Source organism: Leifsonia sp. AK011 (genome assembly GCF_013410945.1).
GTDB lineage: Bacteria > Actinomycetota > Actinomycetes > Actinomycetales > Microbacteriaceae > Rhodoglobus.
Genome location: NZ_JACCCH010000001.1, coordinates 616540 through 639883, shown reverse-complemented (window position 1 = coordinate 639883; position 23344 = coordinate 616540). Strand labels below are relative to the sequence as shown.

Annotated in this window: 20 protein-coding genes; 12 read left to right on the top strand and 8 right to left on the bottom strand. The window is 68.1% G+C overall.

Going from position 1 to position 23344, the window contains the following annotated elements; translation table 11 throughout:
- The first annotated feature begins 13 nt into the window (after positions 1 to 13).
- Together HDC94_RS03165 and HDC94_RS03160 are read left to right on the top strand one after the other, a co-directional pair.
- The gene (locus HDC94_RS03165; protein ID WP_179494788.1) at positions 14 to 1303 is read left to right on the top strand and encodes a hypothetical protein; all 1290 of its coding nucleotides are present in this window, start codon (positions 14 to 16) and stop codon (positions 1301 to 1303) included.
- Between the two features lie 44 nt (positions 1304 to 1347).
- Entirely contained in the window at positions 1348 to 2640 is a 1293-nt protein-coding gene (locus HDC94_RS03160) for a hypothetical protein (RefSeq protein WP_179494787.1), read from the top strand.
- 8 nt (positions 2641 to 2648) lie between these two features.
- Here HDC94_RS03160 and HDC94_RS03155 read toward each other — a convergent pair whose 3' ends face one another.
- Positions 2649 to 3698, bottom strand: coding sequence for a lysylphosphatidylglycerol synthase transmembrane domain-containing protein (locus HDC94_RS03155; RefSeq protein WP_179494786.1), 1050 nt, complete (start codon positions 3696 to 3698; stop codon positions 2649 to 2651).
- Positions 3699 to 3791: 93 nt separating this feature from the next.
- On the opposite strand from HDC94_RS03155, the gene HDC94_RS03150 reads away from it, so the two are divergent.
- A complete protein-coding gene (locus HDC94_RS03150) occupies positions 3792 to 4532 on the top strand; it encodes a polyprenol monophosphomannose synthase (RefSeq protein WP_308495613.1) in 741 nt (246 codons plus the stop codon).
- Between the two features lie 34 nt (positions 4533 to 4566).
- Positions 4567 to 5853, top strand: a complete 1287-nt coding sequence (locus HDC94_RS03145; protein ID WP_179494785.1) for a hypothetical protein — start codon at positions 4567 to 4569, stop codon at positions 5851 to 5853.
- A gap of 83 nt (positions 5854 to 5936) precedes the next feature.
- Here the strand turns inward: HDC94_RS03145 and HDC94_RS03140 are convergent, their stop codons facing one another.
- The 4 genes from HDC94_RS03140 to HDC94_RS03125 form a co-directional block, all read right to left on the bottom strand.
- Complete coding sequence (locus HDC94_RS03140; RefSeq protein WP_179494783.1) at positions 5937 to 8003, bottom strand: DEAD/DEAH box helicase; 2067 nt, start codon at positions 8001 to 8003, stop codon at positions 5937 to 5939.
- A gap of 345 nt (positions 8004 to 8348) precedes the next feature.
- The gene (locus HDC94_RS03135) at positions 8349 to 8816 is read right to left on the bottom strand and encodes an NUDIX domain-containing protein (protein WP_179494781.1); all 468 of its coding nucleotides are present in this window, start codon (positions 8814 to 8816) and stop codon (positions 8349 to 8351) included.
- 9 nt (positions 8817 to 8825) lie between these two features.
- Positions 8826 to 12548: an efflux RND transporter permease subunit gene (locus HDC94_RS03130; RefSeq protein WP_308495612.1), complete on the bottom strand. Its 3723-nt coding sequence runs from the start codon at positions 12546 to 12548 to the stop codon at positions 8826 to 8828.
- A 54-nt stretch (positions 12549 to 12602) separates the two neighbouring features.
- Positions 12603 to 14021 carry a PLP-dependent aminotransferase family protein gene (locus tag HDC94_RS03125; protein WP_179494779.1) on the bottom strand — a complete coding sequence of 473 codons (1419 nt, stop codon included), beginning with the start codon at positions 14019 to 14021 and terminating at the stop codon, positions 12603 to 12605.
- A 61-nt stretch (positions 14022 to 14082) separates the two neighbouring features.
- Between HDC94_RS03125 and HDC94_RS03120 the strand changes: the two genes are divergently transcribed.
- Positions 14083 to 14718, top strand: coding sequence for a YitT family protein (locus tag HDC94_RS03120; RefSeq protein ID WP_179494777.1), 636 nt, complete (start codon positions 14083 to 14085; stop codon positions 14716 to 14718).
- On the top strand, positions 14715 to 14840 hold the full coding sequence (locus HDC94_RS14515) for a hypothetical protein (protein ID WP_257021620.1): 126 nt from the start codon (positions 14715 to 14717) through the stop codon (positions 14838 to 14840). The genes HDC94_RS03120 and HDC94_RS14515 overlap by 4 nt, the downstream gene beginning before the upstream one ends.
- A gap of 89 nt (positions 14841 to 14929) precedes the next feature.
- Here the strand turns inward: HDC94_RS14515 and HDC94_RS03115 are convergent, their stop codons facing one another.
- Together HDC94_RS03115 and HDC94_RS03110 are read right to left on the bottom strand one after the other, a co-directional pair.
- Complete coding sequence (locus HDC94_RS03115; protein ID WP_179494775.1) at positions 14930 to 15688, bottom strand: MerR family transcriptional regulator; 759 nt, start codon at positions 15686 to 15688, stop codon at positions 14930 to 14932.
- 220 nt (positions 15689 to 15908) lie between these two features.
- The gene (locus HDC94_RS03110) at positions 15909 to 16496 is read right to left on the bottom strand and encodes a helix-turn-helix domain-containing protein (RefSeq protein WP_179494773.1); all 588 of its coding nucleotides are present in this window, start codon (positions 16494 to 16496) and stop codon (positions 15909 to 15911) included.
- A gap of 65 nt (positions 16497 to 16561) precedes the next feature.
- On the opposite strand from HDC94_RS03110, the gene HDC94_RS14510 reads away from it, so the two are divergent.
- From HDC94_RS14510 to HDC94_RS03095, 3 genes are all read left to right on the top strand, one after another.
- The gene (locus tag HDC94_RS14510; protein ID WP_179494771.1) at positions 16562 to 18166 is read left to right on the top strand and encodes a bifunctional NAD(P)/FAD-dependent oxidoreductase/class I SAM-dependent methyltransferase; all 1605 of its coding nucleotides are present in this window, start codon (positions 16562 to 16564) and stop codon (positions 18164 to 18166) included.
- Positions 18167 to 18251: 85 nt separating this feature from the next.
- Positions 18252 to 19055: a DUF4097 family beta strand repeat-containing protein gene (locus HDC94_RS03100; RefSeq protein ID WP_179494769.1), complete on the top strand. Its 804-nt coding sequence runs from the start codon at positions 18252 to 18254 to the stop codon at positions 19053 to 19055.
- Positions 19052 to 19654: a PadR family transcriptional regulator gene (locus HDC94_RS03095; RefSeq protein WP_179494768.1), complete on the top strand. Its 603-nt coding sequence runs from the start codon at positions 19052 to 19054 to the stop codon at positions 19652 to 19654. The genes HDC94_RS03100 and HDC94_RS03095 overlap by 4 nt, the downstream gene beginning before the upstream one ends.
- Before the next feature lie 138 nt (positions 19655 to 19792).
- Here the strand turns inward: HDC94_RS03095 and HDC94_RS03090 are convergent, their stop codons facing one another.
- Entirely contained in the window at positions 19793 to 20437 is a 645-nt protein-coding gene (locus HDC94_RS03090; RefSeq protein WP_179494766.1) for a hypothetical protein, read from the bottom strand.
- Positions 20438 to 20533: 96 nt separating this feature from the next.
- Between HDC94_RS03090 and HDC94_RS03085 the strand changes: the two genes are divergently transcribed.
- From HDC94_RS03085 to crcB, 3 genes are read left to right on the top strand one after another with little or no spacing between them, the layout of a single operon-like run.
- Entirely contained in the window at positions 20534 to 22555 is a 2022-nt protein-coding gene (locus HDC94_RS03085; protein ID WP_179498799.1) for an APC family permease, read from the top strand.
- A complete protein-coding gene (locus tag HDC94_RS03080) occupies positions 22555 to 22968 on the top strand; it encodes a CrcB family protein (protein ID WP_179494764.1) in 414 nt (137 codons plus the stop codon). The genes HDC94_RS03085 and HDC94_RS03080 overlap by 1 nt, the downstream gene beginning before the upstream one ends.
- The gene (crcB, locus tag HDC94_RS03075; RefSeq protein ID WP_179494762.1) at positions 22965 to 23339 is read left to right on the top strand and encodes a fluoride efflux transporter CrcB; all 375 of its coding nucleotides are present in this window, start codon (positions 22965 to 22967) and stop codon (positions 23337 to 23339) included. Before HDC94_RS03080 ends, crcB begins: the two co-directional genes overlap by 4 nt.
- The last annotated feature ends 5 nt before the right edge of the window (positions 23340 to 23344 follow it).

Below are 23344 nucleotides of genomic sequence, written 5' to 3'. Positions count from 1 at the left end.
ATAGGCTCCCCTCGTGCGAACCCGACTCACATTGCTGGCGATCCTCGTCGCTGGCACGATCATCAGCCTCCTGCGAGTGCCCGTCGCACACATCGACACGATCTGGGCGGAGGACGGCGACGTCTTCCTCAAGCAGTACCTCGACGGCGGCGGAGGACCGTTCCGCGGGTATGCCGGCTACCAGCACCTCATCCCCCGCATCGTCACGGGCATCCTCGCGCCCATCGTGCCCCTCGAGTGGTACGGCATCGCGGTCTTCGTCGCGTGCGCGATCCTCACGGGAGCGGTCGGCGCGGCCGTGTTCTGGCTCAGTCGCGACCTCGTCCCCTGGGTGCCAGCCCGCCTCGGTCTCGCGGGCATCACCTTCCTCCTCCCCCTCAGCGCGGTGGAAGTCGTTGGCAACCTCGCCGACTTCCACACCTACTGCCTCTGGCTCATGCCCTGGCTGCTCCTCTACCGGCCCCGCACCCTCCCCTCCGGCATTGGCTGGGGCGTCGTCGCCCTCCTCTGTGCGATGACGGAGATCCAGGCGCTGCTGTTCCTGCCCCTGCTCGTGTTCATGGCGCCCCGACAGCACCGTTTCGCGTGGCCGATCGGTGTCGGCTTCCTTCTCGGCATTGCCGGACAGGTCGTCACCACCCTGCTGCTCCCCCGGCCGAGCAACGCGTCGTGGCTGGGCTTCCCCTCCCTGCTCCTCGGTTATCTCTACAACACGGTCCTGCCGATGGTGAGCCCCAACACGAACTGGCAGGTCACCGTGCTGCTGGAGAGCGGGGCGCTCGTGCCAGCGCTCGCCCTGATTCCCTTCGCCGTGGCGTCCATCGTCGTGCTGGTGTGGGGCACACGGATGCAACGCACCCTCGTGGTCACGCTGGTGCTGGCATCCGGTGCCATCTACGCCGCCGGCGCGCTGATCGACGGCAACAACTACTTCCTCTACGCGCACCACTCGAACTCGAATGGCTTCGAGGGGATGCTGAGCGTGCGCTACGGAGTGGCATCCGGATTCTTCCTCGCCGCGACGGTGCCTCTCGCCGCGGCGGTGCTTGTGCGGCTCGGCGCCTCGCGCGGAGTGCGGTGGCCGAGCATCGTCGCGTGGATCGCCGTTGTCGCGCTCATGGTGCAGTTCGGTGTCGCGAGCACGCAGACCTCCTCGGCCCGCACGACCGGTGTCTCGTGGTCCGAGAACGTGGAGGAGGCACGCGAGGCCTGCGCGAACTACCCCCCGGAGACAGTCGTGGGAATAGAGACTGCGCCCGTGCGCCTGCTGCTCCTCGACTGCGGTGAGCTAGCCCCCCAGTGAGCGGCACCCGGCCCCTCCGGGAGCACGCAGATAAGCTGGCGACCGTGAAAACACGGCTCATCCTCATCGCCATCGTCGTTGTCGGGACCGTCATCACGCTCCTCCGCGTTCCGTTCTCCCACCTGGATACCGTGTGGGCGGAGGACGGCCAGATCTTCATCCAGGAGCACATCAACGACTCCGCGTGGGCCGTCATGTTCAAGGGCTACGCGGGCTATCAGCACCTCATCCCCCGCATCGTCACCGCGCTGATCGTGACGGTGCTGCCCATCGACGCCTTCGGCCTGGCCGTCTTCATCGTGTGTGCGATCCTCACCGGCGGTATCGCGGCGGCGGTCTTCTGGCTGAGCCGCGACATGGTGCCGTGGATGCCAGCCCGCCTGGGTCTCGCCGGAATCACGCTGCTGCTCCCCCTCAGCACACCCGAGGTCGTCGGCAACCTCGCGGACTTCCACACCTACTGCCTGTGGCTCATGCCGTGGCTCGTGCTCTACCGGCCGCGCACCTGGGGCGGCGGCATCGGCTGGGGCATTGTGGCCTTCCTCTGCGCGATGACCGAGATCCAGACCCTCCTGTTCGTGCCGCTCCTGCTGCTCATGGTGCGCAAGCAGCACCGGTTCGCGTGGCCGATCGGTGCTGGCCTGGTGCTCGGACTCCTCGGGCAGGTCATCACGACCCTGCTCCTGCCGCGACCGAGCACGGCGGCCTGGCAGGGCATCCCCTCCCTCGCGCTCGGCTACCTCTACAACACGGTGCTGCCGATGCTGAACCCTGACACCGTGTGGCAGGCGAACATCCTCCTGTCGACCGGTCCGCTCATCCCCGCGCTCGTGCTGCTGCCCTTCGTCGCCGCGACCGTCGTGGCGCTGGTGTGGGGAACGGGGCGCCAGCGCATCCTCGTGATCACGTTGGTGCTGGCATCCGGCGCGGTGTACGCAGGTGGCGCCACGATCGACGGGGGTGGCTACTTCCTCTACGCGCACCACACCAACACGTGGGGATTCGAGGGCATTCAGAACGTGCGCTACGGGGTGGCATCCGGGTTCTTCCTGGCGGCGACCGTTCCGCTGGCTGCCGCGGTGCTCGTGCGACTGGCCGAGGAGCGCGGTGTTCGCTGGCCCCGGGCGATCGCGTGGGTCGCCCTCGTGGGGCTCCTGCTGCAGTTCACTCTCGCGAGCACACAGGCGGTCTCGAGCCGTGAGTCGGGGGTGAGCTGGTCGGGCAACATCGCGGCCGCTCGCCAGGCCTGCGAGACTCTTCCGCCGGACACGGTCATGGAGATCGCGAACGCGCCCTACCGCCTCGTCAAGATCCCCTGCGAGCAGCTGACGCCCTAGAGACCGGTCTAGTCCTTGGCGGGGTGCGGGCCGGTCGGGGGCTCGTCCGCTGAGTGCCAGTCGCCGAGTTGCGCGTACTCGTTCGAGGCGGTGTCGCGCGCCCGCAGGCTGCGACGCATGACGAGCACCAGGATCACGGCGGCCCCGGCCAGCAGCAGGTCGCCCGCGGTGAACATCGCCCGCGACAGAAGGCTCGCGGCCTGCGCGTAGGCATCGGGGACGGAGACGGCGAGCATCACGAGGATGAGCACGAGCTCACGGATGCCAGCTCCCGACGGCAGGATCGGAGCGAACAGGCTCGCGGTGAAGCCGAGGCTGATGGCGCCGCCGAGCATCAGGATCGTGATGAACGACCACGGCAGCACCTCGCCCACCAGCAGGTGCAGGTGCACCCCGTAGAGCACGTAGGAGAGCAGCGACCACCCCATGGCGACCGCGATCGTGCCGTAGCGCACGCGGTGCTCGAGCGGCGGACGGCGGAACACCTTGAGGGTCAGGTTCGACAACCACGTCATGACGCGGGGGTGCAGGCACACAAGCCCGATCGGAAGCAGCAGGTACAGCCACGCGAGCGCGGGCTGGTCGGCCGCGACCGAGGGGATGACCGAGACGCCGAGGATGAGGGATGCCACGACCCCGATGCCCGCCGCGTACAGAGTGGTCACGAGCACTCTCGCGCGGGCGATCCCGTACTGGCGACCGAGCTCCATCTGCATGACGTAGCCCCACACCGAACCAGGGACGTACTTGCCCAGTTGGCCGACGAGCATGATCTGCGAACCACGCGGCAGCGGCACGACGTGACCGAGGCCGTTGAGGATCGTGACCCAGCTGAGCACGTTGGCGACCATGCCGAGGAGCATCACGACGAACGAGGCGACGACGCCCCAGACGGGGATGCGCGAGATCACATCGGTGATCTGGGTCCAGCGTTCGGCGAAGAACGCGACCGCGAAGCCGATGACGACGGCGAGTGCGATGTAACGGAGAGCCGTGAAGAGATGAGCTCGGGTGCGCGAGGCTGGCTTGCCCTCCGCCTGCTCGTCGACGTCCGTCACGATCTTCCTCCCACTGGCACCCGTGCGGGCGCACCAAGTCCGTGGACTACCCTATGTGCATCCCGTTCATCTCCCTGAAAGCTGACTCACATCGTGCCGACCGCCCCTGCGCTGGTGATCATTCCGACGTACAACGAGAGGGAGAGCATCGAGCGGATCCTCCCTCGTGTGCTCGCCACCGGGGTCGACATCCTGGTCGTGGATGACTCGAGCCCCGACGGCACCGGAGAGTACGTTGCATCCCTCGCCGAGTCCGAGCCGCGCATCCACCTGCTCACTCGCGGCGGCAAGCAGGGCCTCGGACCCGCCTATCTTGCGGGCTTCGCATGGGGCCTTGAGCGCGACTACGGCGTGCTGCTCGAGCTGGACGCCGACGGATCGCACCCGCCGGAGGTGATTCCGACCATGCTCAAGGTTCTGGCGGATGACACGTCCGGCCGTGTCGGCGGGGTCATCGGTTCGCGGTGGGTCGAGGGCGGCTCGGTCGTGAACTGGCCCGCCAGCCGCAAGTTCATCAGCCGTGGTGGCAGCTGGTACGCGCGCACGATGCTCGGCCTCAAGGTTCGGGATGTCACGGCCGGCTACCGCGCCTACCGTGCGGACGTGCTCCGATCGCTGCCGCTGGCCGGCATCGAATCCCACGGCTACTGCTTCCAGATCGACATGACGCGCCGCATCGCAGCGGAGGGTCTCGAGCTCGTCGAGGTGCCGATCGAGTTCCGCGATCGTGAGTTCGGGGACTCCAAGATGAGCGGTGCGATCGTGCGCGAAGCGATGGTCAAGGTCACCGAGTGGGGTTTCGCGCGGGCCTTCCGTCGCCCCATCCAGTCGTAAAGTTGCGGAAACTGCGTTCGCGTATGCTCTCGGTGTGCCAAACCGTCTAATCCTCATCTCCATCGTGGCGGTCGGTGCCGTCATCACGCTGCTGAGGGTGCCCGTGTCGCACATCGACACCATCTGGGCCGAGGACGGCAACACCTTCCTGCAGCAGCACATCGATGGCACAGCCGGCCTGTTCAGCGGCTATGCCGGTTACCAGCACCTCATCCCGCGCATCGTCACCGCGCTCCTCGCGTGGACGGTACCGATCGACGCCTACGGCATCGCGGTCTTCGTCGCGTGCGCGATCCTGACGGGGCTCGTCGGGGCCGCCGTGTTCTGGTTGAGCCGGGACCTCGTGCCGTGGGTACCCGCTCGCCTTGCCCTGGCTGGCGTCACCTTCCTCCTCCCGCTGAGCGGCCAAGAGGTCGTCGGCAACCTCGCCGACTTCCACACCTACTGCCTGTGGCTCATGCCGTGGCTGCTGCTCTACCGCCCGCGCACGTGGGCCTCGGGCGTCGGCTGGGGCGTCGTCGCATTCCTGTGCGCGATGACCGAGATCCAGTCCATCATCTTCGTCCCCCTGCTCGTGCTCGTGCTCATCGATCGCCACCGCAAGTCCTGGCCGATCGGCATCGGACTCCTGCTCGGTCTGCTCGGCCAGATCATCACGACGCTGCTCACGCCCAGACCGACCGGCGCTTCCTGGCTCGGCTTCCCGTCGCTCGCCCTGGGGTACCTCTACAACACCGTGCTTCCGATGCTCAACCCGAACCCCGACTGGGAGGCTGGCGTGCTCGTGGCTACGGGCCCACTCGTGCCCCTGCTCGTCGCACTCCCGTTCGTCGCCGCGATCGTCCTCGTGCTGGTGAGGGGCACGAGTCGCCAGCGCATTCTCGTTATCGCGCTGGTGCTGGCATCCGGCGCCACCTACGCCGGCGCGGCCGTACTCGACGGGGGCGGGTACTTCCTCTACGCCCACCACACCAACGCGTGGGGGTTCGAAGGTCTGCTCGGCAGCCGTTACGGGGTGGTCTCCGGACTGTTCCTCGCAGCAACCGTTCCCGTGGCCGCTGCGGTGCTGTGGCGGATCGGCGAGAGCGAGGGGCGCCGCTGGCCAGGAGTCGTGGGGTGGGTTGCGATCGTCGGCCTTCTCCTGACGTTCGCGATCGCCAGCACACAGTCGGTCTCAAGCCGTGAGTCGGGTGTCACGTGGTCGGGCAATGTGGCCGCGGCACGCGAGGAGTGTGCGACGCTCGGGCCGACAGACATCGTGGATGTGGCGGATGCCCCGTTCCGCCAGGTGCAGGTGCCCTGCCGTCTCCTCGTGCCCTAGCCGCACGGAAAAACCCCCGCGAGAGGCCACTTATCGTGGCCCTCGCGGGGGTTTTCGTACGAGAAGTGGCTTCTCGCGGGGGTTTAGAGTGCGGCGAGCGTCTCGAGGAGCTCGTCGCCGGGGGCGACGTGGCTGACGTTGGCCTCGATCTCGGCGCGGCCGAGCAGCTCGTCCATCTTGCGACGACGGTTCTTGTTGACCAGCGTCACGACGGTGCCCTGCTTGCCGGCGCGGCCGGTGCGTCCCGAGCGGTGGAGGTACGTCTTGTACTCCTCCGGTGCGTCGGCCTGGATCACGAGCGAGATGTCATCGACGTGGATGCCGCGTGCCGCGACATCCGTCGCCACGAGCACGTTGACCCGGCCGCTGGTGAGCAGCTGCAGGTTGCGCGTGCGGCGCGACTGGTTGAGGTCACCGTGGAGGCTCGTCGCGGGGATTCCGGCGTCCTCGAGGAAGTCGCTCATCTCCTCGGCGAAGGCACGCGTGCGGGTGAAGACGAGGGTCTTGCCCGAGCCGCTCGAGAGCTGCTCGATGATCGCACGCTTGTCGCGCTGCTCGATGAGGAGCACGCGGTGGTCGATCGTCGACGACGCCTGGTCCTCGCCAGCGACCTCGTGGACGGACGGCTCGACGAGGAACTCGTTCACGAGGGTGGCAACACCCTTGTCGAGAGTCGCGGAGAAGAGCAGCTTCTGGCCACCCTCCTTGGTCTCGCGCAGGATGCGCTGAACGGGCTCGAGGAATCCGAGGTCGCACATATGGTCGGCCTCGTCGAGCACGGTGACCATGACGTTGCTGAGGTCGAGGCGACCCTGCTCCACGAGGTCCTCAACACGGCCGGGGGTCGCGATGACGATGTCGACACCGCGCTGCAGCGCCGAGACCTGCTTGTACTGGGGAACGCCACCGACGATCGTCGTGGTGAACAGGCCGACGCTACGTGCGATGGGCTGCACGGTGCGGTCGATCTGCTGGGCGAGCTCACGCGTGGGGGCGAGGATCAGGGCGCGCGGCTTGCGGCCCATCTGACGGTCCTTGCCACCGTTGTTCTCCATGAGGCGCTCCACGAGGGGCGCACCGAAGGCGATGGTCTTGCCGGAGCCGGTCTTGCCGCGACCGAGAACGTCCTTGCCTGCAAGAACGTCCGGGATGGTCGCTGCCTGGATCGGGAACGGGGCGGCTGCACCCATGGTCGCGAGCTGGCGCACGATGTTGTTGCCGAGGCCCAGGTCGGCGAACGTGGTTCCCTCGACGTCGCCGGCGGTGATGGCGGATGCCTCGAGCCGCTCGAGTACGACATCGTCCACGGGACCCGTGGTGCTGCGGGCCGTGTAGTAGTCGCTCTCGCGCTTGGCGGGGCGGTCGTCGAAGTCGCGACGCGGAGCGCGGTCGCTGTTGTACGAGGGGCGCTCGGTGCGAGCGGGACGGTCGGCGCGGTCGTACGACGGACGCTCGGCGCGAGCCGGGCGGTCGTTGTAGGACGGGCGCTCCGTGCGGGCACCGCGGTCGTTGCGGTCACCGTACGACGGGCGGTCCGTGCGCGGCGCACGGTCGTTGTACGAGGGACGGTCGGTGCGAGCCGGGCGGTCGTTGTAGGACGGGCGGTCCGTGCGAGCCGGACGGTCACCGTAGGAAGGACGCTCGCCACGTGCGGGGCGGTCGTTGTACGAGTCGCGCTGGGGGCGGTCGCCGTACGACGGGCGCTCTGAACGCTGCGGACGGTCGCCGTAGCTCGGGCGGTCGTTGCGGGCCGGGCGGTCTCCGTAGGAGGGACGCTCGGAGCGCTGCGGGCGGTCACCGTACGACGGACGGTCGGTGCGGGGGGCGCGATCGCCGTACGAGGGGCGCTCGGTGCGAGCAGGACGGTCGCCGTAGGAGGGACGCTCGGCGCGGTCGTTGCGGTCACCGTACGCGGGGCGCGCGGGCTTCTCGCGAGGCGTCCAGTCGGGGCGACGGTCGTCGCGAGCCGGCTTCGAGTTGCCGTAGGCGGGGCGGTCGCCGGTGCGAGCGGCGCGCTCGTCCGCGGTCCAACGCTTCTTGGGCGCGGATGCCGCGTCAGCCTTGTAACCGCGGTGGTTCGGGCTGCGCGATCCCTTGGGGGCGCCTGACTTGGAGTTCTTGCCGTAGGCCGGCTTGTCGTACTGGGGCATGGTGGTACTTTCCGGGTTTCTCGTTTACGCATGGCAGCGCGCCACGGAATGAACCGCGCGCACTACTGAACCCGGGCAGTCTTTGACCGAGGCCGTCACATACATGGTGATTGTCGAGCAGCAGATGTGCTGTCGAACCGGCCTAAAGACACACAAACCCTGTGGCGCACGAAAGCGCCCGTCTTGAGCCGACTGGTCAACGTTACTCGATCGCCCTCGAGACGTCTAGGGTTCGCTCGTTCCCGGGCGTGTTGCGGTACCCCAACCCCCGCGAAAAGCCACTTGTCGTGGCATCCGCCCGTCAAATCCGCAATAAGTGGCTTTTCGCGGGGGTTGGTGGGCCGCTCAGCGCTCGAAGTGGGTGATCCCGTCGAACTCGACCGCGGTTCGGATGCGCTCGAGCATGTCGGGTTCCATGTCGGGCAGGGCGTCGAGCTCGAACCACGCCGCATCCGTGTTCTCACCGTCGGCGGGCCACGGGTCACCCGAGACGAAATCGCAGCGGAAGGTGATGTCGACGTACTGCGAGACATCCCCGTTGGAGTAAGTGATCGGCGGGATGACGTGGATCCAGGTGACCGCGGTGGCCCTCGCCACGACTCCGGCCTCCTCGAGGGTCTCGCGCTCGGCGGCCGTTGCCGGCTCCTCCGCGGGGTCGACGATGCCCGTGACGGGAGTCCAGGCTCCGTTGTCGGCGCGCTTGACGAGCAGCACCTGGGTGCCGCGCAGAACGACGGAGCTCACCCCCATCAACCAGAGGGGGTCATTGCCGATCTTGGCGCGCAGGGCGAGGACGAAGTCAGGAGTGGCCACCCGCCGAGCCTAGCGACCGTCCGGGCCCTGCTCCGGCTCCGACGGCGCCTGCTCCGGGGGGACTGGGGCGGATGCCGGGGGCGCTGCCTGCGCGGGCGGAGCCGCAGGCTCCGCCAACGGAGCAGGCGCGGGCCAGGCCGGCAACGTCGGTGCTTGCTGCTGCGGGGCAGCGGGAACCGGCGGCGTCGGCGGTGCGGGCGGCAACTGCTCCGGCACCGGAGGCGCGCTCGGCAGCGTCACCGAAGGTGCCGGGGGCGCTGGTGGAGCGGGCGGGGCCGGGGGCACCGGAGGGGCAGCCGGTGCCGACTGTGCAGGCGGCGTCGACGGCACGGGTGCGGCCGGGGGAGGTGGCGCGAAAGGCACGGGAGGCGCAGACGCCACTGGCGGCGCCGGGGATGCCTGCGGCGCCGACGGCACAGGAGGGGCAACCGTCACCGGTGGCACCGGTGGCACTGGCGGCACAGCGTTCGCGGGCTCGCTCGGCGGCGTCGCGGGCGCTGCGTGAACCGCGGCACGACGTCCGGGCGCCGCTGCCGCGTGAGCCGCGACGGGTCCCGCGACCGCGGCACCCTCAGACCCGGGCGTCGTGGGTGGCTTCGGTGGGAGGCCAGCCGACTTCGCGGCACGGCGGTCGTCCCGACGCTCCTTGGCGCCCTCGACGAGGTAGTACAACACCGGCAGCACAACGAGCGTGAGCAGCGTCGACGAGATGAGACCGCCGATCACGATGATGCCGAGCGGCTGGGAGATGAACCCGCCCTGGCCGGTGAGTCCCATCGCGAGCGGCAGCAGCGCGAAGATCGTCGCAGCCGCCGTCATGAGGATGGGCCGCAGACGCCTCGAGGAACCGTGGATCACGGCATCCCGAACCTTCATGCCCCGCTCGCGGTACTGGTTCACGAGGTCGACGAGCACGATCGCGTTGGTCACCACGATTCCGATGAGCATGAGCACACCGATGAGCGACGCGACGCCGAGCGGGATGCCCGACGCAAGCTGCAGCAGGATCGCGCCGGTGGCTGCGAACGGCACCGAGATGAGCAGCAGCAACGGCTGGCGGAGGCTCTTGAAGGTCGCCACCATCACGACGTACACGATGAGGATCGCCACGAGCAGCGCGAGACCGAGCTGCGTGAACGCGTCGGACTGCTGCGACGTGACACCGCCCAGTTCGGCGGATGCTCCGGCCGGAAGGTCGAGCGACTCGAGCTCGGTCGACACCACGGATGACGCGGTGCCCACGTCATCGCCGTTGGGGGTCACCGCGACCGTCGCGCTGCGCTCACCCTTGATCGTGGTGATGCTCGACGGTCCGTTGGTCTCCTCGACGGTCGCGAGGTCGCTCAGCGGCACGAGGCCGAGAGCGGTCGGGATCTCGAAGGCGCGAAGCTCCTCGATGGTCGTCGGCGCGTTCTCGTTGAGGATGTAGATCGAGAGGGTCTTCTCGTCGATGACCACGGAGCCCACGGCGCTCGGGTTCATCGCGGCCGTCACGATGCCACCCACCGCGATCTCGCTCAGCCCGCGCTCAGCGGCCTTGTCACGATCGACCGCAATCTCGATGAAAGGCTGCTCGTCGGAGAGGTTGCTCGTGGCCTGCGCCACCACGTCGAGATCCGCCATCGCGGTCTGGATCTGGTCGGCGGTCTGCTTGAGCTCCGCCTCGGTCGTCGCCGTGATGTTGATGTTGATCGTGGATGACGCGAACCCACCCTGCGCCGCGGCAAGGGTCACCTCGCCGACGTCGCTGAGGCTGTCGATCTTGGCGCGAACCTCGTTCTGCAGCTCGGTCTGGTCGAGCTCCGGGTCGGTCGTGAGGGAGAACGTTGCGCCGCTCGAGCCGCTGAAGGCCGCACGCAGGGAGCTGCCCCCCGAGCCGATCGAGGTCTGCACCGTCTCAACCCCGGGGACGTCGAGGAGAGCGGCCTCGACCGTCATCGCCGCCTCATCCTGAGCTTCGAGGCTCGAGCCGAGTCCGAGCTTCTGGTTGACCGTGAGGGTGTTCTGACCGCTGTCGCCGATGAAGTTCGTCGGCAGGAACTGCGCTGACCACAGCGTGCCACCGAGCAGAAGCACCGACGCGAAGAGCACGATCGCGCCCTTCCAGGCGGCCGACAGTGTCCAGCGGATGATCGGGAGGTACGCCCTCTGCAGGCGCGTGGGCGTCTCCAGCTCGTCGCGCTCCTCGGCGGTCGCCGGGACCGGTCCGTCGTGCTTGTGCACCTTCACCTTGTTGCCGAGGAACCAGTACGCGAGCACCGGAACGATCGTGAGCGAGACGAAGAGGGATGCCGCGAGCGCGATCGATACCGTCAGGGCGAAGGGCCGGAACAGCTCACCCGTGATGTCCCCGACGAGCGCGAGCGGGAGGAACACGGCCACGGTCGTGACGGTCGACGCCGTGATCGCGCCGGCGACCTCCTTCACCGCGGTGAGGATGGCCTGCATCTTCGGCTCGCCGAGAGACATGTGCCGCTTGATGTTCTCGATCACGACGATCGAGTCGTCCACGACGCGACCGATCGAGATCGTGAGCGCACCGAGGGTGATGACGTTGAGGGTGTAGCCGGAGACCTGCATGCCGATGAAGGTGATGAGCACCGAGACGGGGATCGAGATCGCGGTCACGAGAGTCGATCGGATCGACAGCAGGAAGATCAGGATGACGATGACGGCGAAGGCGAGGCCGAGCAGTCCCTCGGTCGCGAGGCTGTTGATCGACTCCTCGATGAACGGTGCCTGGTCGAACACGACGGTGAACTTCGTGTTCGATCCGAGGGCCGCCTCGAGGTCGGGGATCGCGGCGACAACCGCCTGCGACACCGAGACGGTGTTGCCCGAGGCGGCCTTGGAGATCGCGATCGTGACCGAGGGCTCGCCGTTGACGCGGGAGATGCCGGTGACGGGATCGTCGACGATCTGCACGGTCGCGACATCCGCGATCGTGGTGACCTCCGCGAGGGTGGGGATGCCTGCGCCGGCGGCTGGCGTCGCAGGCAGCAGCGGCAGGGCGGCGATCTCGTCCGTGTCGGTGAGGCGGGCTCCGGCCTGGACGGTGAGGGTCTGGCCGTCCTCGGTGATCTGGCCGGCCGGCAGCAGCACGCCGTTCGCGTCGAGGGCGTCGCGGATCGCCTGCGTGCTGAGGCCACGGAGCGCGAGCTCCGCGGGGTCCGGGGTGATGACGACGCGCTGCGTCGTGGTGCCGAGGAGCGATGCATCGCTCACTCCGTCGAGCTTCTTGAGGTCGACGATCGTCGAGGACTCGAGCCTCGCCGCGAGATCCACCGGATCGAGGTCACTCGTGACGGCGATCTGGATCACCGGCAGGTCGGAGAAGTTGAACGTGAGCACCTGGGTGTCCACGGAATCCGGGATCTGGGAGCCCAGTCGGTTGATCGCCGACTGGATCTTCTGCTCCGCCGTCGAGATGTTCGTGCCGTAGGCGAAGGCGGCGGTGATGCTCGAGACGTTGGCACTCGAGGTCGCGGTTGTCGAGTCGAGGCCGGCGACACCCTGGATGGCGGCCTCGATGGGGGTCGAGACATCCTTATCGACAACAGCGGGGCTCGCGCCCGGGTAGGTGCTGACGATGAACACCTGTGGCAGCGACAGGGAGGGGATCAGCTCCTGCTTGAGCGAGGTGAGCGCGAGGCCGCCGAACACCCCCACCACGATGGTGACGAGCGCGATGAGAGCGCGGTTACGCAGGCTGAAGACAGACAGAAGGTGCACACGAGATTATCGCTCGGTTCATGGGCGGCCCGCATACTCCTGTGGGAGTAAGCCTCACACTATCGAGGCGAGATCCTCCTGCACCTCAGCTGCGGCCGGGTACCGCATGACGGTAGCCCAGGCGCGGGCGAGAGCATCCACTCCTCGCACCGTGTGCTCCTCGGAGTACGAGAACGGGATGCGGATGAAACGCTCGAAGGCCCCGTCGACACCGAAGCGTGGCCCGGCAGCGATCACGAGACCCTCGTTGCGCGCGGCGATCGCGAGCTGCGAACTGACCGGCTCGCCGAGGTTCACCCACGACGTGAGGCCGCCGGATGTGTGCGGGACGGTCCACTCCGGAAGCCTCTCGTGCAGCAGGCGGACGAGACGGTCACGGCCCTCACGGAGGTAGGCGCGGCGTTGCTCGAGCACGGAGTCGAAGTCGCGCAGCAGGTGAGCAACCACGAGCTGCTCCATGATCGGCGTGCCCAGATCGCTTGAGAAACGGGCGCGGGCCAGACGCTGGATGACCGTGCGATCGGCGCGGATCCATCCCACTCGGAGTCCGCCCCACACCGTCTTGCCCACCGAGCCGACGAGGATCGCGTTGCCGTGAGCGGCGATCGGGAGCGGTGACGGCTGTCCGTCGAGCCCGAGCTCGGCCATCGTCTCGTCGGCAACGATCGTCGTGCCGTGGCGGGCGGCGAGCGCAAGCAGCCACTCGCGCTGCTCCTCGGGCATCGTGCGTCCCGTGGGGTTGTGGTTGTCGGGCATGAGGTAGCCGAGGGCGGGACTCGAGCGCTGGATGGACTGCTCGAGGGCCGCGGCATCCCACCCCTCGTCGGTCGTGACGCTGACCGGGATGACGCGTGCCCCGGCCGTGCGCAGTGCGTCGAGCGCGTGGGGGTAGGTCGGGTGCTCGATGAGCGCCCGATCTCCCCTGCCCATGATCGTGCGGGCGATGAGGGCGATCGCGTTCTGGGCACCGACCGTGACCATCACCTGGTCGGGGCTCGTGGGAAGACCGCGCGCCGCGTAGCGATCGGCGATCGCCTCGCGCAGGGCGTCGAGCCCATACGCGTCGAAGCCGGACTCTCCCAGGTAACCGGGCAGTTGGGCGGCCGCGGCCTGAGCGGCATCGGCGACCTGCGGGATCGCTGGCATGGTCGCCTTGCTCAGGTCGAGCAGGTCGGGATAGGTGCCATCGAAGGCCACGTGCTGGCGAGCGGGGAGCTGGGCGACGCTGCCGGAGCCGCGCACGCTGAGCAGGTAGCCCGAGTCGCGGAGAGCCGCGTAGGCCGCGGTGACCGTCGTGCGGCTCACCCCGAGCTGGGCTGCGAGTTCGCGCTCTGCGGGCAGGCGCGTACTGGTGGCGATGCGACCGTCGAGGATGAGCAGGCGGATGCGGTCGGCCAGCGCCGCATACGCGACTCCAGCATCACGCCATCCCGCAAGAAGGGTGGCCAATGCGCGGGCTGAAAGAGTGCTCATCGGGCCACAGTAGATCGATTGGCCTCTTGTGTCCAGTCCAATACAGGAATTGGATTGCAACATGTCCAGTCCACGCCTGCTCTTCGCTCGACGCGCCAGCCAATTGGTCGTCGGGCTCTTCCTCTACGGGTTCGCGATCGCTCTGATCGTGCGGGCCGCGATCGGAGTCTCGCCGTGGGACGTGCTGACGCAGGGCATCGTGGCGCAGACCGGACTCTCGTTCGGCCTGGTCACCAACATCGTCGGCGGACTCGTGCTCCTGCTCTGGATCCCGATCCGCCAGAGGCCGGGGGTTGGAACCGTGCTCAACGTGCTGCTGGTCGGCCCCAGCGCCGAGTTCGGACTCTGGTTGATCCCTGAGCAGACGAACCTCATCGTTCGCGTCGCACTCTTCGCGGGGGGTCTCGCGCTGCTGGCCGTCGCCACGGGCCTCTACATCGGGGCGGGGTACGGACCCGGGCCACGCGATGGCCTGATGACGGGCATCCATCGGCGCTGGGACATCCGCATCTGGATCGTGCGCACCGCTATCGAGGTGACCGTGCTCTCGATCGGGTGGGTGCTCGGCGGAAACGTCGGCATCGGCACCCTGCTGTTCGCCCTGCTCATAGGCCCCATGGTCGGCGTGACCTTGCCGCTGCTGCGGGTCCGCCTCCCCAGGGACACCGCGACTCCGCGAGAGGTGGTGACGACATGATGGTGATGATGATCGCGCTCGGCGGCCTCGCCCTGTGGAGCGCAATCGCGACCGTGGAGCTGGTCTCCCGCGACGGCTACAGCCGAGTCCCGACCCTCGAGTGGTGGGCGGTCGGCGGCTGACCCGGCCCCTCTCAAACCCCCGCGAAAAGCCACTTCTGAGCACATCTCTTGCCGAAACGCTCGACAAGTGGCTTCTCGCGGGGGTTTCTTTAGCGCAGGTGCTTCTCCGCGTAGACACGCATCGCGTCGCGCACGAAGGTCGCGTTCTCGGCGCCTCCGTAGTTCGCGGCGAAGCGCTCATCGGCGACGTACATGTCGGCGAGTCCCATGAAGTACTCCTTCGTGGGCGCGCTGCCGGCCCCGGGCGTTCCCGGAATGCTGCTGAGCCACTCGGCGTGGCGCTTCGCGAGTGCCTGCGCCTCGTCGCTCTCCGGTGGAATCCCGGATGCCGCGGCAGCAGCCCAATCGGAGCCCAGCTCAGTGACCTTCCGCTTCCACTCTGCCTGCTCCTGCTTCGACATGGAGCGCCACCACTTGTCGCTGTCGGCGTAGGCCTGCGCACCCCAGCGCTCCTCCACCTCCTCCTTGTACTGGGTGTGGTCGAAGCCGTCGAACATCTTCTCTGCCATCAGTTGTTCACCTCCCTTCAGATCGTTGATGGTGCGCTCGACGCTGGCGATCTGCCGGTCGAGCCTGTTCCTCTCCTGCTGCAGCCAGTCGAGGTGTGAGAGCAGGGCCTTCGTGTCATCCCTCTGACCGTCGAGCACCTCGGCGATTGCTGGGATGCCGAGGCCGAGGTCCCGCAACATGAGCACCCGCTGCAGCCGCACGAGCGCGCGCTCGTCGTAGTAGCGGTAGCCGTTGTCGCCGATGCGCGTCGGCCGCACCAACCCGACGCTGTCGTAGTGCCGAAGCGTTCGGGATGTCGTGCCAGCCAGCCGCGCGATGTCCTGGATCGACCAGTCCACTGTGGGCCTCCTCTCTCGTGGTCACCACGCTAGAGGTTGACGTAGCGTCAAGGTCAAGCCCGCGGCATCCGCTCCCTCCACCGGTTGTATTCCCTCTTTTCCGGAGGTGTTGCCCGTGGGAGCGCTCATTGCCATAACGGGTGTGCCTTCGAGCCACATCCTCCGGAGAAGAGTGAAAAACAGCGCAGGGCAGAGCCGGCAGCAGTGATGGGAAGCTGAGCTACTCCCGGTCGGGGGTGGTGGGCCTCGCGCGCAGGTGGATGCGCTTTCCCTCTTTACTGAAGATGGAGAGGATCTCGGCGGGGCCCGATCCGGTGGCGGCGAGCCAGTGAGGGATGCGGGTGTCGAACTCTGCCGCCTCCCCGGGGCCGAGCGTGACATCCTGCTCGCCGAGCACCAGCCGCAATCGACCCGAGAGAACGTAGAGCCACTCCTGGCCGTCGTGCACCTTGGGCTCCGGAACCGCTGTGACACCCACCGGGTTCGCGGGGAACGTCACCTTGTACGTCTGCACCGGGCTCGACTCCGGCGAGAGAGTCTCGTACTGCGTGCCACCAACGCGTTTCGTCGTGCGCGACACCCGCGGGTCGGGGGCGGCACGCGGCACGATGTCGTCGAGCTCGAGTCGCAGCGCTCGAGCGATCGGCACCACGAGTTCCAGGTTGGGGGCACGCTTGCCGGCCTCGAGCCGCGACAGGGTGCTCGAGGAGATCCCGGTCGTTCGGGACAGTTCGGCAAGTGTCATGCTGCGCTTCTCGCGCCAGCTCTTGAGGCGCGGCCCGATGAGCGCGAGCGAATCGTCCGGCATGTCGCCTCCTTGCCAATTCGGCACTGTTTGTTGCTGACACGGTAGCAGCTCGGGATGCTGGCACCATGACCCATCACGAACCCACGGCATCCGACATCTCCTCCCCCCTGTGGGACGTCATCATCATCGGAGGCGGCGCGGCTGGACTGAGCGCAGCGCTCATCCTGGCGCGCGCCCGCCGCCGCGTCCTGGTGCTCGACGCCCAGGAGCCGCGCAACAGATTCGCGCCGCACATGCACGGCGTGCTGAGTCGTGACGGCTACTCGCCCCTCGACCTCGTGTCCGACGGCTACCGCGAGGTGCGAGCGGTCGACGGAGTGATCGTGAACGCGCGCGTCGCGCAGACCCGGACGCGTGGCGAGCGCTTCGAGATCCTCACCGAGGGCGGCGAGCGCGCCCTGACCAAGCACCTCATCGTGGCGACGGGCGCGCGGGACGAGCTCCCTTCGATCCCCGGGCTCGCCGAGCAGTGGGGCCGTGGCGTGGTGGCCTGCCCCTACTGCGATGGGTACGAGTCGTCGGGGCGCCGGATTGCGGTGCTCGCGGCATCGGTGCCCGGGCTCCACAAGGCCCACATGCTGCGGCCGTACTCGAACGACGTCACCGTGTTCTCCGCTCTCGTCGGCGAGCTGCCCGAGAACGACCGACTCGTGCTCGAGGAGCTCGGCATACGAGTGGATGCCCGTGCCGTGACGCGCGTCGTCACCGAGGGCGACACGATCACCGGCTTGGCCCTCGACGACGGAACGGTCGCCGCGGTGGACGTGGTGTTCGCCGAGCCGACCATCGTCGCCCGGGACGAACCCCTCAGGCAGCTCGGTGTCGAGCAGGTCGAGACCCCGATGGGTCCCTGGACGGCGGTCGACTCGTTCGGGCGCACGAGTGTCCCCGGCGTGTGGGCCGTCGGCAACTCGGCCAACCCGGGCGCGCTGGTTCCGATCGCCGCGGGTTCAGGAGCGACGGCGGCGCTGGCGATCAATGGCGAGCTGGTCGCGGGAGAGGTGGCTGCGGCATCCGCTCGGGTGGCAGCGGACGCCCTCACCGACCCGGCCGAGTTCTGGGAGGCGCGCTACGTGTCGCACCGCCGCGAGACCGGCCAGGTATGGAGCGGGCACGTGAACGCCACTGTCGAGAACGAAGCGAGTGGGCTCACGCCTGGCTCCGCACTCGACCTCGGCAGCGGGGAGGGCGGCGATGCCCTGTGGTTCGCCTCCCAGGGGTGGACCGTGACGGCCGTCGACATCTCGGCGACGGCGCTCGCAGTGGGAGCGGCTCGCGCCGAGGAGGCCGGACTGGGTGACCGCATCGAGTGGGTGCGCGCGGACCTGGGCACGTGGCATCCGACCGCAGAGTACGACCTCGTCTCCGCGGCGTTCCTGCACTCCCCCGTCGAGCTGGCCCGAGAGGAGATCCTGCGGCGAGCGCTCTCGGCCGTCGCCCCGGGCGGGCGCCTGCTCGTCGTCGGTCACGGCGCCTTCCCGCCCGGGTCGGGCCACGACCACACGGATGCCCCGCCCCTGCCGACCGCGGACGAGGTGCTGGCTGCGCTCGACCTGCCCGCCGGCTGGACGGTGGAGGTGAGCGGCACCGTGGACCGCGTCGGGACGGGGCGCGACGGCGAACCCACGACTTTCGTCGACACCGTGGCGCGTGTGCGCCGCGGGAGCTGATCTCGCGATATAGCTTGACTCTCTCGCAAACGCGATATAACGTGTCTTTCGACATACGCGATATAGCGCGAAAGGGAGGTCCACGATGGCTCAGGAGAAGTGGATCGTCGACGGCGAGAAGATCATCGACCTCGACGGGATTCGTAGTCTCAAGGTCGGGCTCATCGCCGGCCAGGTCAACATCATCGGACACGACGAGCCGGGCACCCGGGTCGAGGTGCACTCCGTCACCGGTCGGGAGCTGAAGATCAGCGTCGACGGGCACACGCTCGAGATCGACCACCCGCAACTGCGCTGGGACAACTTCATTGACGTCTTCTCCTCGTGGCGCGGCGGCAACGCCAAGGCGGACATCAGCATCCGCGTACCGCGGGATGTTGCACTCAAGTTCGGTGTGGTGTCGGCGAGCGGCCTCATCTCGGGGCTGCGGTCCGATGCATCCGTCTCGACCGTGAGCGGCGACCTCGTGCTCGACGACATCGCGGGCAACCTCACGCTCAACGCGGTGGGCGGCGAGCTCTCGGTTCGCGCCCACACCGGCTCGATCACGGCGCACACGGTGAACGGGGATGTCACGGCATCCGGTGCCATCTCCCGGTTCTCCGCCGACAGCGTGACGGGCGAGGTGTTCCTCGACCTGACGGGCATCCCCGACGAGGTCGCGGTCAACACGGTCAGCGGCAACGTCACCACGCGGCTCGCCCCCGAGGTTCCCGTGCAGTACCGCATCAACACCGTGAGCGGGCGGATCCTGCTCGACAACGCCGAGGTGCGCGGTGTGCGCGGCTCGTACACGGGTCGCGTCGGCGACCTCGACAAGCACTGGCTCGACTTCAAGGTGAACACCGTCTCCGGTCACGTGTCGGTGCTGCACTCGGTGTCGGCATGACCCCGCCCGTCTTCGCCCACGGCCACTTGCGCCTCTACCTGCTCAGCCTGCTCGCCGAGTCGGGCCGCGGGATGCACGGCTACGAGCTCATCCAGGCGCTCGGCGATCGCTTCGGCGGCACCTACGTGCCGAGCGCCGGAACGATCTACCCGCGCCTCGGCAAGCTCGAGGAGGAGGGACTCGTGACGAAGGTGGCCGATGGCCGCAAGACCGTCTACGAGATCACCGATGCCGGGCGCGCCGAACTCGAGGCGAGGGCCTCCGAGCTCGACGGCATCGAGAACGGGGTGACCGACTCCGTGCGACGCCTGGCCGATGAGGTGCGCTCCTCCGTCAACGATGCGATGCGGTCGCTCCGCGCCGAATTGGCCGCCGCGGCACGGGAGGCCAAGGCCGAGGCCCGGTACACGGCCACCGTGATCCCGGACAACGAGCACATCGAGTCGCGCACGCGACTGCAGGAGGCCGAGGCACTTCTCGCCGAGTTCAGGGCGAGCGTGCGGTCGGAGCTGCGGATGCGGGCATCCCGCGGCGACCTCACGGCCGAGACGGTCGCAGCCCTCCGCGAGGGCCTCGACGCGATCCGCGGGCGACTGTGAACCCACAGTGGGTTGAGTAGGCCCGCGAAGCGGCCGTTATCGAAACCTCACCTACGTGCAACAAGATCCACGTTGGTGAGGTTTCGATAACGCCGGGCTGCGCCGCGGCTACTCAACCAACTAAGGGTGACGCCGGCACTACGACGCGAAGGCGACCGGCAGGTACAGGTCCTGCACGCGGTCGTTCAGCGCGGTGTGGTCGTTGCGCGTGAAGATGCCGCACGCATCCACGCGGCAATCGAACCCCTCACCGACGGGGTCGCCCACCTCGAGGTACGCCGTGAAGGTGCCCGTCGCCTCGTCGTCGTAGCTGCGAGCGCCGAACAGCTTCCAGGCCCAGTCGTCGTTGATCCAGTTGCTCGGGGCGTACTGCACGGTGCCCTCCGCGACATCCGTCTGCTCCTGATCGGGCACCCCGCCGATGCAGGGGCCGGGCTTCACCGTCGGGTCGCTCGGGATCACGCAGATCGCGACGTAGATGCCCTGGGATGCGTCGTACCCGGTGCCACTCACGATGAGGCGTTGCCCGGGCTCGAGAGCCGTCAGGTCCGGCGTCATCCCCGGCCGGACCGAGAACACCTCAAGGGCGCGCTCGCGGCCATCATCGCCCGACGCGGTCACCTGCACGGGGAACTCGTCGACCGGTCGATCCTGCCCGGCCGTGCCCTGGTTCTGGTGCGTGAGGATCGGCACCACGATGAACGCGATCGGCACGAGCAGCACAACGAGCGCCGCGGCAACGATCCAGGGCCAGCGACGCCGGCGCACGCGAGGGGAGGGCATGGGGGAATTCTATGGCGCGCGCGCTTGTTGACAGTGGGTTGCGCAGGAGTACGCTTGCCCCTCGTGACAGACGAAGCCCGGTCACCCAAACGGTGGCTGATCGGGGAGCCTCTGGCCTCCGACAAACTCGAAGGTCAGCTTCTCCCCAAGCATTTGGCGCTCCCCATTTTCGCGAGCGACCCCCTCTCCTCTGTGGCGTACGCTCCACAGGAACTCCTCATGATCCTGCTGCTCGGCGGGCTCGCGTTCCTGTCGTTCGCGCCGTGGGTCGCTGCGGCTGTCGTGATTCTGCTTGTGGTGGTGGTGCTCAGCTACCGCCAGCTCATCAAGGCCTACCCGAGCGGCGGCGGCGACTACGAGGTCGCGTCGAAGAACCTCGGCGAGAAGGCCGGGCTGGTCGTGGCATCCGCCCTGCTGGTCGACTACATCCTCACAGTCGCCGTGTCGGTGGCCTCCGGCGTCGACAACATCATCTCGGCGTTCCCGGAGTGGAACCCGGGGCGTGTGGAGATCGCGGTCGGTTTTGTCGTGATCCTCGCTGCGGTGAACCTCCGCGGGGTGCGTGAGTCGAGCAAGGCGTTCGCCGTGCCGACCTATCTGTTTGTGGCATCCATCGCCTTCATGGTTGTTGTCGGTCTCGTGCGCACCGCCCTCGGTGACCCACCGGTTGCCGAGAGCGCCGACCTCGTGGTGCAGGCCGAGAGCCTCGGGCAGGCCGCGTTCATCCTTCTTCTCCTGCGCGCGTTCGCGAGTGGATGTGCCGCCCTCACCGGTGTCGAGGCCATCTCGAACGGCGTGCCGGCGTTCCGCCGCCCCAAGATCAAGAACGCGCAGAAGACCCTCGTCGCGATGGGTGCGATCGCGATCACGCTCTTCGTCGGCCTCGTCGCCATCTCTCTCATCGCGGGCGTGCACTACCTCGATTGCACCGAGTTGCTCGAGTACGAGGGATGCCGCGCAGGCGACGATCCCCAGCGAAGCCTCATCGCCCAGATGGCGGCCGCCACGTTCGGCAACAACACCGTCTTCTTCTTCATCATCCAGGCGGCCACGGCCGCAGTGCTGCTCCTCGCGGCGAACACGGCCTTCAACGGCTTCCCGCTGCTCGGCTCTGTGCTCGCGACCGACCGCTACGCTCCCAAGTCGCTTGCCACGCGCGGTGACCGCCTCATCTTCTCCAACGGCGTCATCGCCCTCGCGATCGCGGCCACCGTTCTGCTCGTCGCCTTCCAGGCCGACGTGACGACCCTCATCCAGCTCTACATCATCGGTGTGTTCGTCTCGTTCACCCTCGGGCAGATCGGGATGGTCAAGCACTGGTCCGGCATGCTCCGCAACGGATGCGACGACCGGGGCGCCGTGTGGCGGGGGCTCGCCATCAACGCCCTCGGCGCGACCATGACCGCCAGCGTTCTCGTGATCGTGACGGTCACCAAGTTCACGCACGGCGCGTGGATCGTGTTTGTGGTCATGCCCATCCTGTTCTTCCTCATGCTCGGCGTGAACCGGTACTACCGCGACGTGGACAAGGAGATCGAGGCCGACCCGACGACCCGCTTCGGCGCGAACGGCGACCACGCGATCGTGCTCGTCGGTCGGATGCAGAAGCCCGTTCTCAAGGCGCTCGACTACGCGATCGCTGCCAGGCACGACTCGATCGAGGCGGTGCACGTCTCCATCGACGAGGAGGCGACGAAGGAACTCGAGCGGGAGTGGATCGAGCAGAACATCAGGGTTCCACTCACCATCGTCGAGTCGCCCTATCGCGACATCAGCGCACCCCTCGCGAAGTACATCAAGTCCCGTCGTGCTGAGCACGGCGCCGAGGTGGTCACGGTCTACACGCCGCAGTACATCGTGGGGCACTGGTGGGAGCACCTGTTGCACAACCACAAGTCGCGTCGCATCCGCCAGAAGCTCTCGCTCGTGCACGGTGTGGTGATCGCTGTCGTGCCGTGGCTACTCGACTCGTCGACTCTCATCTACGGTCGCCGGTCGCGCCCGCTGCCCGGACAGGACCGCCGCGGTGAGCCGCGCCGCCCCGTCGTGCGCAAGCCCATGCCGCCCGCGTCGCCCGCTGCCAAGAAGCCCACCGCGACGACCACGAAGAAGCCGTAGTGCGGGACCTCCTGGCCGTCGTCATCGGTGGACTACTCGGCACCGGTGCGCGGTTCGCAGTGGATGGCGTGCTGCTCCACCAGGACGACCAGTTCCCGTTGTCGACCCTCATCGCCAACGCGCTCGGAGCGTTCGCCCTGGGCTTCCTCGTCGCCCGCGTCTGGCCCACGGCGCCCAGTTGGCTACGGGCCGGTCTCGGCGTTGGGCTGCTCGGGAGCTTCACCACGTTCTCCGCAGTGGCGGTCTCGTTGGTCTCCCTCACGGCCGCAGGCTGGGGGATGCTCGCCCTGGCGTACCTCGTAGCGACCATCGTCCTCGGCCTCGCCGCTGCGTGGCTCGGGTTGCGCCTCGGCCGCGTCCGAGGTGCGGTCCCTGGGGATGAGCCTGTCCCGATTGATGAGGTGGACGAGTGAGCGCCGCAACAATCGTCGCCGTGCTCGCCGCGGGCGCCCTCGGTGCGGTGCTGCGCTACCTCGTGTCGCGATTCTTCGCCCCACGACCCGGCGACTTCCCGTGGGCGGTCCTCGTCGTCAACGTCGTCGGCTCCGCCATCGGCGGCGCGGCACTGGGTCTCGCGCAGGCCGGGCTCGTGTCTGCGGATGCCCGTCTCATCCTGCTCACCGGTCTGTGCGGTGGCCTCACCACGTTCTCGACGTTCAGCGTGGAGACGATCCAGCTCGTCATGGAGCGCAAGGCGCGGTCAGCCGTCGCGTCGGTGGCGCTCAACTTAACACTCGGCATCGGGGTGGCCGCCGTGGCGTATGCGCTCACCGCCCAGGCGTAGCCTGA